This window comes from Aeromonas sp. FDAARGOS 1416, assembly GCF_019048085.1.
Classification (GTDB): domain Bacteria; phylum Pseudomonadota; class Gammaproteobacteria; order Enterobacterales; family Aeromonadaceae; genus Aeromonas; species Aeromonas veronii.
On record NZ_CP077301.1, the window covers coordinates 4164397 to 4179129 of the forward strand.

Below are 14733 nucleotides of genomic sequence, written 5' to 3' on the forward strand. Positions count from 1 at the left end.
GTTTTATTGGTATGAATCCTTTTATATCTGGTCAGGTTTATGTGGGCTGCTTTCCCCCAATTGCGCAAGATAGCACTCAAGATTACTTGTGACTTTCTGCAGAACCCTTGGTAGATATGGAATTAGATCTGTGAATTCAGACTGTTCTGGGCCGCCATGATAGTGTCTACAGTGCTCAAGGATTGCATCTTGCTCTTCTGTTGTAAGCAGCTTCAATGGGTCACGGTTGTTGTAATCATGTAAGTTGGATAAGTGAATGAATGCGCACCCAAATTTATAAACTGATTGAGTCCAGCCTTGGAGCTGCTGAGCTAGCTCAACCATTTCTCGGTCTGTTACGTTGCCTTTACGATTAGATTGCTGCCATTTTCGGCCATTTACTGAATCCTCTATCAGTTGAGTTTGTCTGGATGGCTCTTGGCTTAGTAAGTAAATGACTCGCACCATTGAGTCTAATTCTTGCCGAAGTACAGCAATCATTTGGCTTGGGATATTCGCAGTACTAAGAACCTCCATTGCCCTTATATGTTCATTGGAACGATGACGTATTTGCCGGATAAAGATTTCTTTTTCACTCATGTGAATTGGACCTCATCTCTAATTGGGCGCTAAATACGCCATCCTCGAGCCGGGTGTCGATCTGCCAGCCCAGCTTCTCGCAGATGCGCTGGATGATGGTGAGGCCACAGCCGTAGCCGAGGATCTGATCCGGCGCCGCTGCCGTCGGGTTGCTGATGGTGAGCACCGGGCCACACAGCTCGATGTCGATATGTCCCTCGGCATAGCTCAGGGCATTTTTCAGCAGGTTGCCGAGGGCGATGGCGAGCAGGGAGAGGGGGGCGTTGACTTCGCTGCTCTCGTCCAGATTAAGCCGGATATCGAGGGCCTCCCGCTGCAACAGCGGAGCGAGGCGGGCCAGCTCCTGACGGATCAGCGGGGTCACCTGCTGCAGCGGTCGCTCCACTGCCTCCTTGCGGCCCAGCAGCAGGAAGGTCTCGGTGAGCAGTGCCATCTCGTCGGCGGCGGCGCGGATGCGGGTGGTGGCGCGGGCGGCCGGTGCGGGCAGATCTGTCACCTTGCCAAGCAGGGCGGCCGAGCCCTGGATCACCATGTTGGGGGTGCGCAGCTCGTGGCTGGCGAAGCGACTGAACTCCTGCTCGCGAGCGAATACGGCGCTCACCTCCTGCTTGCCGGCCAGCAGCGCCAGCTCGATGTCCCGCAGCTCCTGCCAGGGGGCATCGGGTTCGAAATCCGCTTGATCCGGGGTGAGGTGGGCGACCCTCTGTTGCAGCCGTTGCAGCGGCCCTGTGATATGGCGTACCAGCCAGATGCCGAAGCCGAGGCAGCCCAGCAGCAGGGTCACCCCGATCAGCCGGGTGGCCAGATGCAGCTTGTCCTCGTAGGGGTCGAGGTAGTCGTCGGCGTCGTCGTTGAAGACCAGATAGAGCAGTCCCTCGCCGGAGGGGTGACGGGCCACCAGAAAGTGTTTGTCCTCCTTGCCCAGTTGGTGCTCGAAAAAGCCGGGAGTCTGGTAGGGCTTCAACCACTTGGGCAAGCGGCCCGCCTCGGTCCAGTAGCTGGAGAACTGTCTGGGGCTTGGGGCGGCGGCCGCCGGGCCGAGTCGCAGCCAGTCATCGCTGTAGCGGGTTACTTCGGCTTCCAGCCAGTGGCGCAGGCTCAGCTCCTCCATCTTGTCTTCGGCCACCAGCATCAGGCCGGAGAGCAGGATCAGCAGCACCACTCCGGCGCCACCGAGCGCCATGATCAGGCGGCGGCGCAGGCTCGGCAGACTCATGCGCTCACCAGTCGGTAGCCCTGGCCGTGCAGGGTCTCCAGCATGGGAGTAGGGAAGGGCTTGTCCAGCGCGTTGCGCAGGGCATAGATATGGCTGCGCAGGGCATCGGAGTCGGGTTCCTCATCCCCCCAGACGGTGTCGAGCATCTCCTGACGGCTGACGATGGCGGGGGCGCGGCGGGCCAGCAGGGCGAGGATCCGGAACGGGATCTTGCCGAGCTTGAGGGGCTCACCGGCGCGGGTGGCGCGGCCGCTGGCGACATCGACCGTCAGATCGCCAAAGCTGATGGCCCCCACATCGCCGCGCGGGCCGCGCAGGCTGAGGGCTTGCAGTCGCACCTCCAGTTCCTCCATGGCGAACGGTTTGACCAGATAGTCATCCCCTCCCGCCTTGAAGCCTGCCAGCTTGTCTTCCAGGCTGTCGCGGGCGGTGAGAAACAGCACGGGAGTGGCAATCCCCTGCTCGCGCAGGCGCGCTACCGTGCTGAGGCCATCGAGGCGCGGCATCATCACATCCATGATGATGACGTCGAAACGCTGATCCTCCAGCAGTTGCAGCGCCGCCTGACCGTGATAGGCACAATCGAGGCGATGACCGGCCAGCTCCAGATAATCCATGATGGTTTCCGCCACCTGAGGATTGTCTTCCACTACCAAAATCTTCATGCTTTGCTCTCCTGGTTGGCGAGCGTTTCACGCTCTTTTCACACCGGATTCGGCATCCTGTTTGCCAGTGTAACCCCGAGGATCCCTGATGAAGAAGTCTCTCTGCGCCCTTCTGCTGCTGATGTTGTTGTCACTTGGCACCGCACAGGCGACCGAATTCAAACTGACCGGCCGCACCACCTGGCAGCTTGGCCAGTTGATGGTCAACGGCATGCCGTTCGTGATCGACGACCAGACCCGCTTCAAGGATTGGCTCAACGAAGATGATCTCGGCGGTACCTGGGTCGAGATGAAGGGGGTGGTGGAGAACGGCGTGCGCTATGTGCGCAAGGTCGAAGCCCTCGACGAAGATGACAAGGATGAGATGGATCTGGAGGGGCCGGTGGAAGGGGGGCGGATCTGGGGCTACACCACCTCGGATAACAGTCTGGCGCCGTTCGAAGGGCGCTGGCTCGAGCTGGAGTGCAAGTTTGACGGCATGCGCCTGAGCCGTTGCCGCGAGGATGACTGATCCGATCTCTGCGTTCCGATTAGAAATGCTCCCGAATGAAGCCCATGCTTGTCCAGCATGGGCTTTTTGTTCAGGGACGAACGAAGATGGAACAATCGAGAAAGTGGTGTGCATGGATGCTGGGTGTGCCGCTCTGGGCGGCGCAGGCGGGAGCCGACGAATTGTGGCTGGTGGAGCTGGAGCACAGCGATGGCATCCGCCTGCAATTTCAGGGGGCCGAGGTGGAGCAGGGCAGTGCCGCCATCTGGCGGCAGGGGGAGATTTGGCCGCAGCCACTCAAACCCGGCGACCAGCTCGCCCTGCTGGTGGCCGATGGCGTTGCCACCCGGATTGAGCTGCTGGCCGCCAGAGCCCCGCTGGCCAATCAGCCCTGGCAGCGGGCGCAAGATCGCCTGCAATCCTTCGATGATCGGCAGCTCACGCTGGCCACCCTGGGCACTGTGCCACTCAATTCGCAGGTGCGCTGGGTCAACGGCTCGGTCGCCGATCTGCACGCCGGGAGCGAGCTGGTATTGATCCGTTCGGCGGATGGAATATTGCAGGGAATTGAAGTGAACAATCCGGAAGAGTAATTCAGCATCTTCTTATTTAATATGGTTTCACCATATTGTGGCAGCCATTAAATAATGACTGTCACAATATTTATGATTTATTCCTCAATAAAGTCATCGCTCTAATTATTTTCCTGTATCACCATTATTTTGTTTGTCATGGATGTTTTTTGGTGGTTTATTTTATTTGTGTCAGGTTTTGTCGGAGTCCATACCTGTCAAATGAAAAAGGATATTTCTACACAATAACAATTATCGTATGTCTGAAAGAGGGATAAATGATGAATAGAATAATTACCGCCAATCTGGCGTTTTTGGCGTCTTCATTGATGCTCGCTCAGGTGCAGGCGGCTGAACCTGTCTACCCTGATCAGGTCAAGTGGGCGGGTCTTGGGACGGGCGTCTGTGCCAGTGGTTATCGTCCTCTGACCCGCGATGAAGCCATGAGTATCAAGGGTAATCTGGTCAGCCGCATGGGGCAGTGGCAGATCACCGGGCTGGCTGATCGCTGGGTGATTATGGGGCCGGGATATAATGGCGAAATCAAACAGGGCACTGCCGGAGAAACCTGGTGCTATCCCAACTCACCAGTTTCCGGAGAAATACCAACACTCTCTGACTGGAATATTCCGGCGGGTGATGAGGTCGATGTGCAATGGCGGCTTGTCCACGACAATGATTATTTTATCAAGCCAGTCAGTTATCTCGCTCATTATTTGGGGTACGCCTGGGTGGGTGGAAATCATAGCCCCTATGTCGGGGAAGATATGGATGTTACCCGGGTTGGCGATGGCTGGCTGATAAAGGGAAATAATGACGGCGGCTGCTCCGGATATCGTTGCGGGGAGAAGAGCTCCATCAAGGTAAGCAACTTCTCATATACCCTGGAACCCGACTCCTTCAGCCATGGTCAGGTCACCGAGAGCGGCAAGCAGTTAGTGAAGACCATCACGGCCAATGCGACCAACTACACCGACCTGCCCCAGCAGGTGGTGGTGACCCTGAAGTACGACAAGGCCACCAACTGGTCGAAGACCGACACCTACAGCCTGAGCGAGAAGGTGACCACCAAGAACAAGTTTCAGTGGCCGCTGGTGGGAGAAACCGAACTGGCCATCGAGATCGCTGCGAGCCAGAGCTGGGCCTCCCAGAAAGGGGGCTCGACGACCGAGACCGTCTCGGTTGAAGCGCGCCCCACGGTACCGCCTCACTCCAGCCTGCCGGTGCGGGTTGCCCTCTACAAGTCCAACATCTCCTACCCCTACGAGTTCAAAGCCGAGGTCAATTATGACCTGACCATGAAGGGCTTCCTGCGTTGGGGCGGCAATGCCTGGTATACCCATCCGGAGAATCGTCCGACCTGGGAGCACACCTTTGCCGTCGGCCCGTTCCGCGACAAGGCGAGCAGCATCCGCTACCAGTGGGACAAGCGTTATATCCCGGGTGAAGTGAAGTGGTGGGACTGGAACTGGACCATCAGCGAGTATGGTTTGTCGACCATGCAAAATAACCTGGGTCGTGTGCTGCGCCCGATCCGTTCGGCGGTGACCGGTGACTTCTATGCCGAGAGCCAGTTTGCCGGCGATATCGAAATCGGTCAGCCCCAGACTCGTTCCGCGGCCTCTGCTCAGTTGCGTAACGCCTCTGCTGAAGGTGTGGCTCTGACCGGTGTGGATCTGGACAGCGAGGCCCTTGCAAACGAAGGGTTTGGCAATGTCAGTCTGACGGTGACTCCTGCCTATTGACCCAAGGGGTAAATCCCCTTGGCGGGGGGACCCTGTTTTCGTATCCGCCGTTCTCAAGGGGCCCATTGTTGTCCCTTTTTCCTTTCATTATGATGTCGACTCTTTTTGTCACAGGAACTGTGAGATGCTCTCCCAATTGCTCGGCTCCTTGAGTGGGCTGCTCCCCTTTATCGCCTACTTTCTGCTGGCCATGGCGCTGCTGGCGACCTTCATTCGCCTCTATACCTGGCTGACGCCACACCACGAATTTGCCCTGATCCGTGCGGGTAATCCGGCTGCTGCCACCGCGTTTGGCGGCGCGCTGATTGGCTTTGCGCTGCCCTTGGCCAGTGCAATCAGTCACTCTCTCTCCCTGCTCGATTGCGCCATCTGGGGCGCGATTGCCCTGCTGGTGCAGGTTGCCGCGTTTCGGGTAATGCAACGCTGGCTCACCGACCTGAGCGAACGGATCTCCCGTGGGGAGATGGCTGGCGCCATTTTGCTGGCTGCTGCCTCCCTGTCGGTGGGGCTGCTCAACGCTGCCTGCATGACCTACTGAGGATCCCATGAAGAGCAGCAACAAGCGAAGTAGCCAGGTCGCACTGGTCATGATGGTGCCGACAGCCTCCCTCTGGCTGCAGGGGTGCAACGAACGCCCCGAGCTGGCCTATGTCTACACCTCGGTCGAGACATGTGTCGCTGTCCCAAGTAATGATCCGGCTCGGTGCCAGCTGGCCTTTGAAGAGGCCCGCAGTCGCCACCTCCTGCGGGCGCCCCGTTATCCTGACCGGGTGGAGTGTGAGGCGGATTTTGGCGCAGGAGGGTGTGAGGATAAGGTGCCGCGGATGAGGGGGATTCTGACCAGCGGCGTTGCCATCGGAACAGACCCTCTCCCCGGGATCCCGACCCAGCCGCTCTATCAACGTACAGATGAGCCTTATGCGCTGCGCACCGCTCAGGGAACACGCTTGCCCGCAGGCAGTAGCCTGGTTCGGGTCTGCCAGAGTGCGGTGACACTGGAGCCCGCCTTACAAGTACGGCGTGGTGGCTTCGGTGGAGAAGCTGCGCGGCGAGCCAACTTCTGCCATAGCAATAGCTACAGCAGCGGAGGTTAAAGATGGAGCGCATTTCCTTACCCGAACGTCCGGATTGGCGCGAACGGGCTGCCGAGCTTGGTTTCGCGTTTCACACCTTCGATGGGGAGCCCTATTGGGATGAGAGCGCTTGCTATCGCTTCACCCTTTCGCAGATAGAGGATGATCTGGAGGCGCCCACCGAGGAACTGCATCAGATGGCCCTCTCGCTGGTCTCAAAGATAGTGGGCAGCGAAGAGTTGCTGACCCGGCTCGATATTCCCGAATACTGCTGGCCCGCACTGGAGGCCTCATGGCGACGTCGGGATCCCCATCTCTATGGTCGGCTGGATCTCGCCTATAACGGGCATGGGCCCGCCAAGCTGCTGGAGCTTAACTACGACACCCCCACCTCCCTTTATGAGTCGGGTTTTTTTCAGTGGATCTGGCTGGAGGATCAGCTGCATCGCGGTGTGCTACCAGCCGGAGTCGATCAGTTCAACTCCCTGCAGGAGAAGCTGTACGGCGCCTTCGCGGCCCTTGGCAATCGTGGCCCTTTGCACTTCACCTGCGTGGGCGAGAACCTGGAAGACAGGGGGAACCTCGACTACCTCATCGATATCGCCTTGCAGGCTGGTTGTGATGCCCGTTTTGTGGATCTGGAGGATATCGGCGAGCTGCAGGGCCAGCTAGTGGATCTGGGCAACGAGCCGATCCACGAGATATTCAAGCTTTACCCTTGGGAGTTCATGGTGCGCGAGCCATTTGGCCAGACGCTGCTCACAAGCCAGACCCGCTTTATCGAGCCAGCCTGGAAGATGATTCTCTCCAACAAGGGGATGTTGCCCCTGTTGTGGCAGGCCTTTCCTGACCATCCCAACCTGCTGCCCGCTTTTTTTGATCCCGATCCCGCTAGTCAGATGGCGCCGGGTTGGGTACGTAAGCCTCTCTATTCACGAGAGGGGGCCAATATCGAGCTGATGGATTATCAGGGTATGCGCTTGCATGAGCCAGGCCCATACAACGACTCGGGTTATGTGCTTCAGGCCTTTCACCCCTTACCCTGCTTTGCTGGCAGTTACACCTTGATCGGCAGCTGGGTGGTCGGCGATGCGGCGGCTGGCATTGGCATTCGCGAGGATGCGACCCTGATCACCAAAGACAGCTCCCGTTTCCTGCCCCATATCATCCTCGACTAGCCGTAGACCCCAAGGGGAGCAAGAGGTCGACTTTGTTAACGGCTTGTGCTTTAGATTTTCCCCCTTATACTGGCGCCATCTTGTCGGAGTGCTGACCGTCGAACGACGCGAAGCTGAGACCGTTAATTCGGGATCCGTGGAACCTGATCAGGTTAAAACCTGCGAAGGGAACAAGGGTAACTTGCGGGTTACCGCGCCGGAGGAGGAACAAGCCTCTTCCGCTCATCGAAGGGATAACCCTTGATGGGTCAGGGCGCACAGGAGGGAGTCTGTCCCGTCCGGTTGTCCAGCACGTGGGGCGCCTTGCCCACAGCATGCAGAGAGCGGGAAGCGGCAGAACAGCAGCGCGGAGATCCATCCCGCGCGCACTCCCTCCCGACATAAACACCCCGCCGCAAGTTCATCTTCTCCTCGAACTCCAGACAAGCAAATACCCATAACTTCAACCAGTTAATGTGAGTTTTGCTATGTCTACTTCCGTATCTGATACCGCCAAATCCAGCCGCCGCGAGCAGCGTTCCAGCGCTCAGGCCTTTATCGACAGCCTCAAGGGGATGGCTCACCCCAACTCCCGCCGCATCTTTATCGAAGGCTCCCGCGCCGATATCCGGGTGCCCCTGCGGGAGATCCAGCTGGCCGACACCTTCGTCGGCGGCACCAAAGAGGCACCTCAGTTCGAGCACAACGAGCCGGTGCCTGTCTACGACACCTCGGGCCGTTACGGGGAGGAGGGGGTCGCCATCGACGTGCGCCGCGGCCTGCCGCGCCTGCGGGAGAACTGGGTGCTGGAGCGTGATGACACCGACGAGCTGCCGGGGCTCAGCTCCACCTTCACTCAGGAGCGGCTGGCCGACGAGGGGCTGGATCACCTGCGCTTCGAGCATCTGCCGAAACCGCGCCGTGCCAAGCCGGGTCGCCGGGTCACCCAGCTCCACTACGCCCGTGCCGGTATCGTCACTCCCGAGATGGAATTTATCGCCATTCGCGAGAACATGGGTCGCGAGCGGGTGCGCTCTGAACTGTTGCGCACCCAGCATCCGGGCCGCGATTTTGGTGCCCGCCTGCCCCAGAACATCACCCCCGAATTTGTGCGCGATGAGGTGGCCGCCGGTCGCGCCATCATCCCCAGCAATATCAACCACCCGGAAGCGGAGCCGATGATCATCGGCCGCAATTTTCTGGTGAAGATCAACGCCAACATCGGCAACTCGGCGGTCACCTCCAGCATCGAAGAGGAGGTGGAGAAGCTGGTCTGGTCGACCCGCTGGGGCGCCGACACCGTGATGGATCTCTCCACCGGTCGCTATATCCACGAGACCCGCGAGTGGATCCTGCGCAACAGCCCGGTGCCCATCGGTACCGTGCCCATCTATCAGGCGCTGGAGAAGACCAACGGCATCGCCGAAGACCTCACCTGGGAGCTGTTCCGCGACACCCTGCTGGAGCAGGCCGAGCAGGGGGTGGACTACTTCACCATCCACGCCGGCGTCCTGCTGCGCTTTGTGCCGATGACCGCCAAGCGCCTCACCGGCATCGTCTCGCGCGGCGGTAGCATCATGGCCAAGTGGTGCCTCTCCCACCACAAGGAGAACTTCCTCTACCAGCACTTCCGCGAGATCTGCGAGATCTGCGCCGCCTATGACGTGGCCCTGTCGCTGGGCGACGGTCTGCGCCCCGGCTCCGTCTATGACGCCAACGACGAGGCTCAGTTCGCCGAGCTGCGCACCCTGGGCGAGCTGACCAAGATCGCGTGGGAGTACGACGTGCAGGTGATGATCGAGGGGCCGGGCCATGTGCCGATGCACATGATCGAGCGCAACATGACCGAGCAGCTGGAGCACTGCCACGAGGCGCCTTTCTATACGCTGGGCCCGCTCACCACCGACATCGCGCCCGGTTACGATCACTTCACCTCCGGCATTGGCGCCGCGCTCATCGGCTGGTACGGCTGCGCCATGCTCTGCTACGTCACCCCCAAGGAGCATCTGGGGCTGCCCAACAAGGAGGATGTGAAGCAGGGGCTGATTACCTACAAGATCGCCGCCCACGCCGCGGATCTGGCCAAGGGTCACCCGGGCGCCCAGATCCGCGACAACGCCATGTCCAAGGCGCGCTTCGAGTTCCGCTGGGAGGATCAGTTCAATCTGGCCCTCGACCCCGACACCGCTCGTGCCTACCACGACGAGACCCTGCCGCAGGAGTCCGGCAAGGTGGCCCACTTCTGCTCCATGTGCGGGCCCAAGTTCTGCTCCATGAAGATCACTCAGGACGTGCGTGACTACGCAGCAAAGCTGGAGGCCGTTGAGATCAAGCTGGTCGGCATGGATGGCCAGCAGGAGCAGGTAGTGGCTCAGGTGGAGAGCGGCATGGCCCGCATGGCTGAGACCTTCAAGGAGACCGGTGGCGAGATCTACCATCAGACGGCAGCACTGAAACAGGCCGCAGGGGAGGAGGCGTGAGCAGCGCAAGCGGGGCTGTCAGCCCCGCCGATCTGTTGCCCATGACCGACTCGCTACCTGTGGTCTGGACCATCGCCGGTTCCGACTCCGGTGGCGGTGCCGGTATTCAGGCCGACTTACACACATTGCACGACCTTGGCGTGCACGGCTGCTCGGTCATCTCTGCCATCACTGCCCAGAACTCGGTGGCGGTGAAGATGGTCGACCCCGTGCTGATGCAGACCTTCACCGCCCAGATCGACGCCCTCGGCGTCGATCTGCCGCCCGCCGCCATCAAGATCGGTCTGCTGCCGACCCGGCTCCATGTGGAGGTACTGGCCCGCCGACTGGCGGCCATCGAGACCCCCTTCGTGGTCTACGACCCGGTGGCCATCGCCAGCAGCGGCACCCCGATGGCGGAGCCCAATATGCTGGAGGCGGTGCGCGAGCAGCTGTTGCCACGTTTGTCGCTCATCACCCCCAACGGCCCCGAACTGGAAGCCCTGACCGGACTGCCGGTCAGCAGCCCCGAACTGGTGCGCCTCGCCGCCCGCCGTCTGCGTGAACTCGGCGCCCGCGCCGTGCTGGTCAAGGGCGGCCATCTGGGTTGGAGCGGCGATCTCTGCCTCGATTACTACCAGGATGAGACCCGCGAATTCTGGCTGGCGGCGCCGCGCCTCGATACCCGCCACGGCCACGGCACCGGCTGCTGCTACGCCAGCGCCATCGCCGCCGTGGTGGCGCAGGACTACCCACTGGAGGACGCCATCACCCTGGCGCGGGCCTACCTGCAACAGGGGTTGGCGGCGGCGCAGGGGGTGGGCGCAGGCCCGGGCCCCATCGCCCATCTCGGCTGGCCCGCCGATCTTGCCCACTTCCCTCGCGCCGTGCTGGCGGGTTCAACACTCGATCACCGCTTCGGATTGTATGAGACAAGCAGTGCCCGCCTGCCGCAGGGTCCCTTTGCCGCAACCGAACACAACCTCGGCCTCTATCCGGTGGTCGATTCGGTCAAGTGGCTGCGTCGCCTGCTGGGGGCTGGGGTCAAGACCATCCAGCTGCGGATCAAGAATCTGCCCGCCGCTCAGGTGGCACCTGCCATTCGCGATGCGGTTGAGCTTGGTCGCCGTCATGGGGCGCGGCTCTTTATCAACGACTACTGGCAGCAGGCCATTGAGGCGGGCGCCTGGGGCGTGCATCTGGGACAGGAGGACATGGAGACCGCCGATCTCGCCGCCATTCAGGCGGCCGGGCTGCGCCTTGGCATCTCCACCCACGGCTACTTCGAGCTGATGCGGGCCCGCGAGCTGGCCCCCTCCTATATGGCGCTGGGTCATATCTTCCCGACCAACACCAAGGCGATGCCTTCGCGCCCGCAGGGGCTGGTGCGGCTGCATCGCTACCGCGCCCTGATGGCGGAGTGGCCGACGGTGGCCATCGGTGGCATCAGCGAGGAGCGGGTGGCGGCGGTCAAGGCAAGCGGGGTCGGCAGTATCGCGCTGGTCTCGGCCATCACGGCCAGCGACGACTGGCAGGGGGCGACCGAGCGGCTGCTTGCTGCCGTGGGGGCGGGGGATGAGCCGCGCTCGGCCACTGTTATACGGGAGGCAGAACATGCTCTCTGATGCCGCTTCTCTTAGTGACAAAGAGTATCTGCGATACGGCCGCCAGCTGATGCTGGCGGAAGTGGGTGAAGAAGGTCAGGCACGACTGAAAGATAAATCCGTGCTGATCGTGGGCTTGGGCGGGCTCGGCTCGCCGCTGGCCCTCTATCTGGCCGGGGCCGGGGTGGGCACCTTGTGGCTGGCCGATGGCGATACGGTCGATTCCAGCAACTTGCCGCGCCAGATCCTGTTCGATAGCGAGGCGGTCAACCACTCCAAGGCGGAGCTGGCCCGCGAGCGTTTGGCCGCCCACAACCCGCTGGTGGAGCTGATTGCCATCAACCAGCGGCTCGATGCCGCCAACCTGCCGGAGTTTGTGGCCGAGGTAGATCTGGTGATCGACTGCTGCGACAACCTCGCCACCCGCCAGGCCATCAACGCCGCCTGCGTGGCTCAGGACAAGCCCTGGATCTCCGCCGCCGCAGTGGGTTGGCAGGGGCAGCTGATGGCGCGTACCAGCAGCGATCACGCCTGCTACGCCTGCCTCTATCCGCTGGATACCAAGCTCGCCCAGAGCTGCGAGACCAGCGGCGTCACCGGCCCGCTGGTCGGAGTGATGGGCTCTTTGCAGGCGCTGGAGGCACTGAAACTGCTGCTCGGGATGCCGAGCCCGGTCGCCGGCACATTGCGCCGTTTCGATGCTTTGACCCATCAGTGGCAGACCCTCACTCTGGCTCCCGACCCCGATTGCCCGGTTTGCGGACAGCGCCGATGCCCGACACACGATAAGGAGATCACCCCATGACCCTCACCATTCGACTCAACGATAAAGCCCAGTCGCTGGCGGCAGGGCAGAGCGTGGCCGACCTGCTGGCGGCGCAAGACGTTAATCCACAGGGAGTGGCGGTAGCCCTAAATGGGGCCGTGCTGCCCCGTGGCCGCTGGGCCGAGACCCGTCTCAATGACGGGGACGAACTTCACCTCTTCACTGCCATTGCCGGAGGCTGACATGCTCAAGATTGCCGATCACACCTTCTCCTCGCGCCTCTTTACCGGCACCGGCAAGTTTGCCCGCCCGGAACTGATGGCCGCCGCCATCGAAGCGAGCGGCTCCCGGCTGGTCACCATGGCCATCAAGCGGCTCGAACCGGGCAAGGCCCACGACGATATCCTGAGCCCCTTGCTGCAACTCGGGGTCAAGCTGCTGCCCAACACCTCCGGCGCCAAGACCGCCGCCGAGGCGGTGTTTGCCGCCCATCTCGCCCGCGAGGCGCTGGGGACGAACTGGCTCAAGCTGGAGATCCACCCCGATCCTCGTTACCTCTTGCCCGATCCCATCGAGACGCTGAAAGCCGCCGAGCAGCTGGTGAAAGAGGGCTTTGTGGTGCTGCCCTACTGCGGCGCCGACCCCGTGCTCTGCAAGCGGCTGGAAGAGGTGGGCTGCGCCGCCGTGATGCCGCTCGGCGCCCCCATCGGCTCCAATCAGGGGCTGGTGACCCGGGAGTTTCTCGCCATCATCGTCGAGCAGGCCAATGTGCCTGTGGTGGTTGATGCGGGCATAGGTGCGCCGAGCCACGCTGCCGCCGCCTTTGAGCTGGGTGCCGATGCCGTGCTGGTCAACACTGCCATCGCGGTGAGCGGCGACCCGGTCGCCATGGGCCGCGCCTTTGCGCTGGCCTGCACCGCCGGTCGCAGCGCCTATGAGGCAGGTCTCGGCGCCCGCGCCCTGCAGGCCCAAGCCTCCAGCCCGCTCACCGATTTTCTGGGGGCGTTATGAGTCATGATGCTGGTGCGATGAGTGACTTCGAGCCTTTTGAACAACCCCAAGTGCGCCCGAGTGATAGCCCCCCTCTCGGCTCTTCACAAAATAAGGGAGAGGAGTTGGGGGTGAGGGCTAAGGAGCCTTCCTTTCTCGACCGCTGGCAAGAGCTTGATTGGGACGATATCGGCATGCAGATCCGCGCCAAAACTGCCGCCGACGTGGCGCGAGCGCTAAGCGCACCGCGCCGCACCCTGAGCGATTTTATGGCGCTGATCTCCCCAGCCGCCGAGGCGTATCTGCCGCAGATGGCGGCCGAGGCCGAGCGGCTCACCCGTCAGCGTTTTGGCAACACCATCGGCTTCTATGTGCCGCTCTATCTGTCGAACCTCTGCGCCAACGACTGCACCTACTGCGGCTTCTCCATGAGCAACCGCCTCAAGCGCAAGACCCTGAATGCAGAGGAGATAGAGCGCGAGTGTCTGGCCATCAAGGCGCGCGGTTTTGACAGCGTGCTGCTGGTGACCGGCGAGCACGAGCACAAGGTGGGGCTCGCCTATTTTCGCGAGGTGATGCCCATCATCCGCCGCCACTTCAGCACGGTGGGGATGGAGGTGCAGCCCCTCTCGCAGGCTGACTATGCCGAGCTGAAGAGCATCGGCCTCGACGCCGTTATGGTCTATCAGGAGACCTACCACGCCCCCACCTACGCCCGCCATCACCTGCGCGGCAACAAGCGGGACATCGCATGGCGCCTCGCCACACCGGATCGGCTGGGCCGCGCCGGTATCGACAAAATTGGCTTGGGGGCGCTGATTGGCCTCTCCTCGGACTGGCGCGCCGACAGCTACTTTGTCGCCGAGCACCTGAGCTGGCTTGAGCGCCACCACTGGCAGAGCCGCTATTCCCTCTCCTTCCCGCGCCTGCGCCCCTGCACCGGTGGGCTGGAGCCTGCCGTGGTCATGTCGGATCGCCAGCTGGCCCAGCTGATCTGCGCTTGGCGCCTCTTCTCGCCCACCCTGGACTTGTCCCTCTCCACCCGCGAGTCCGCCACCTTTCGCAACGGCGCGGTGCGCCTTGGCATCACCCAGATGTCGGCCGAATCGCGCACCCAACCGGGTGGCTATGCCGAGGGGGATAAAGAGGAGCTGGAGCAGTTCGCCATCCACGACGATCGCCCGGTCGGTGAAGTCGCCGCCGCTGTGCGGCAGGCGGGGTTGCAGCCGGTGTTTAAGGACTGGGAACCGTTTTTGGGGAGATAGAGGGTGATTTCACTTTGCCATACGCAGATCGGGGAGTGTGATGCCGAAACTCAATAGCTATTCGCGGTAAACGTTGGGCTTCGCAAGCTCAGCCGCAACCTACATCTGTGGTAGGTTGGTGCTGAGCGTAGCGAAGCCCAACAACATACGAG

General features: G+C 61.5%; 15 protein-coding genes and 1 riboswitch. Of the genes, 12 read left to right on the plus strand and 3 right to left on the minus strand.

All coding sequences use genetic code 11. The features are described 5' to 3' along the window. Positions 1–21 precede the first annotated feature (21 nt). From I6L46_RS18965 to I6L46_RS18975, 3 genes are read right to left on the minus strand one after another with little or no spacing between them, the layout of a single operon-like run. The gene (locus tag I6L46_RS18965; RefSeq protein ID WP_216976731.1) at positions 22–579 is read right to left on the minus strand and encodes a hypothetical protein; all 558 of its coding nucleotides are present in this window, start codon (positions 577–579) and stop codon (positions 22–24) included. After that, a complete protein-coding gene (locus I6L46_RS18970) occupies positions 572–1795 on the minus strand; it encodes a HAMP domain-containing sensor histidine kinase (RefSeq protein ID WP_216976733.1) in 1224 nt (407 codons plus the stop codon). Before I6L46_RS18970 ends, I6L46_RS18965 begins: the two co-directional genes overlap by 8 nt. Continuing rightward, positions 1792–2460: a response regulator transcription factor gene (locus I6L46_RS18975; protein WP_128814791.1), complete on the minus strand. Its 669-nt coding sequence runs from the start codon at positions 2458–2460 to the stop codon at positions 1792–1794. Before I6L46_RS18975 ends, I6L46_RS18970 begins: the two co-directional genes overlap by 4 nt. A gap of 88 nt (positions 2461–2548) precedes the next feature. Here I6L46_RS18975 and I6L46_RS18980 point away from each other — a divergent pair, with 88 nt between their 5' ends. The 12 genes from I6L46_RS18980 to thiH all read left to right on the plus strand — a co-directional run bounded on the left by I6L46_RS18980 (position 2549) and on the right by thiH (position 14581). Then, positions 2549–2971, plus strand: coding sequence for a hypothetical protein (locus I6L46_RS18980; protein WP_216976734.1), 423 nt, complete (start codon positions 2549–2551; stop codon positions 2969–2971). 86 nt (positions 2972–3057) lie between these two features. Beyond that, positions 3058–3543, plus strand: a complete 486-nt coding sequence (locus I6L46_RS18985; protein WP_128815695.1) for a hypothetical protein — start codon at positions 3058–3060, stop codon at positions 3541–3543. 260 nt (positions 3544–3803) lie between these two features. Beyond that, entirely contained in the window at positions 3804–5267 is a 1464-nt protein-coding gene (gene aerA, locus I6L46_RS18990; RefSeq protein WP_216978072.1) for an aerolysin AerA, read from the plus strand. A gap of 124 nt (positions 5268–5391) precedes the next feature. Further along, positions 5392–5805 carry a DUF350 domain-containing protein gene (locus I6L46_RS18995; RefSeq protein WP_019446515.1) on the plus strand — a complete coding sequence of 138 codons (414 nt, stop codon included), beginning with the start codon at positions 5392–5394 and terminating at the stop codon, positions 5803–5805. 7 nt (positions 5806–5812) lie between these two features. Then, positions 5813–6361, plus strand: coding sequence for a DUF1190 domain-containing protein (locus I6L46_RS19000; protein WP_021231603.1), 549 nt, complete (start codon positions 5813–5815; stop codon positions 6359–6361). Positions 6362–6363: 2 nt separating this feature from the next. Continuing rightward, on the plus strand, positions 6364–7518 hold the full coding sequence (locus tag I6L46_RS19005; protein ID WP_216976736.1) for a glutathionylspermidine synthase family protein: 1155 nt from the start codon (positions 6364–6366) through the stop codon (positions 7516–7518). A 74-nt stretch (positions 7519–7592) separates the two neighbouring features. Next, positions 7593–7705, plus strand: a riboswitch (TPP riboswitch). A 280-nt stretch (positions 7706–7985) separates the two neighbouring features. Then, positions 7986–9977 (plus strand): phosphomethylpyrimidine synthase ThiC, encoded by a 1992-nt coding sequence (gene thiC, locus I6L46_RS19010; RefSeq protein WP_302054274.1) that lies wholly within the window; start codon positions 7986–7988, stop codon positions 9975–9977. Beyond that, on the plus strand, positions 9974–11581 hold the full coding sequence (gene thiE / locus I6L46_RS19015; RefSeq protein WP_216976738.1) for a thiamine phosphate synthase: 1608 nt from the start codon (positions 9974–9976) through the stop codon (positions 11579–11581). The genes thiC and thiE overlap by 4 nt, the downstream gene beginning before the upstream one ends. Then, positions 11571–12365, plus strand: coding sequence for a HesA/MoeB/ThiF family protein (locus I6L46_RS19020; RefSeq protein WP_216976740.1), 795 nt, complete (start codon positions 11571–11573; stop codon positions 12363–12365). The genes thiE and I6L46_RS19020 overlap by 11 nt, the downstream gene beginning before the upstream one ends. Further along, entirely contained in the window at positions 12362–12568 is a 207-nt protein-coding gene (gene thiS, locus I6L46_RS19025; protein WP_005308183.1) for a sulfur carrier protein ThiS, read from the plus strand. The genes I6L46_RS19020 and thiS overlap by 4 nt, the downstream gene beginning before the upstream one ends. A gap of 1 nt (position 12569) precedes the next feature. Then, positions 12570–13337: a thiazole synthase gene (locus I6L46_RS19030; RefSeq protein ID WP_118854336.1), complete on the plus strand. Its 768-nt coding sequence runs from the start codon at positions 12570–12572 to the stop codon at positions 13335–13337. 17 nt (positions 13338–13354) lie between these two features. Then, positions 13355–14581 (plus strand): 2-iminoacetate synthase ThiH, encoded by a 1227-nt coding sequence (thiH, locus tag I6L46_RS19035; protein ID WP_302054303.1) that lies wholly within the window; start codon positions 13355–13357, stop codon positions 14579–14581. Positions 14582–14733: the final 152 nt, after the last annotated feature.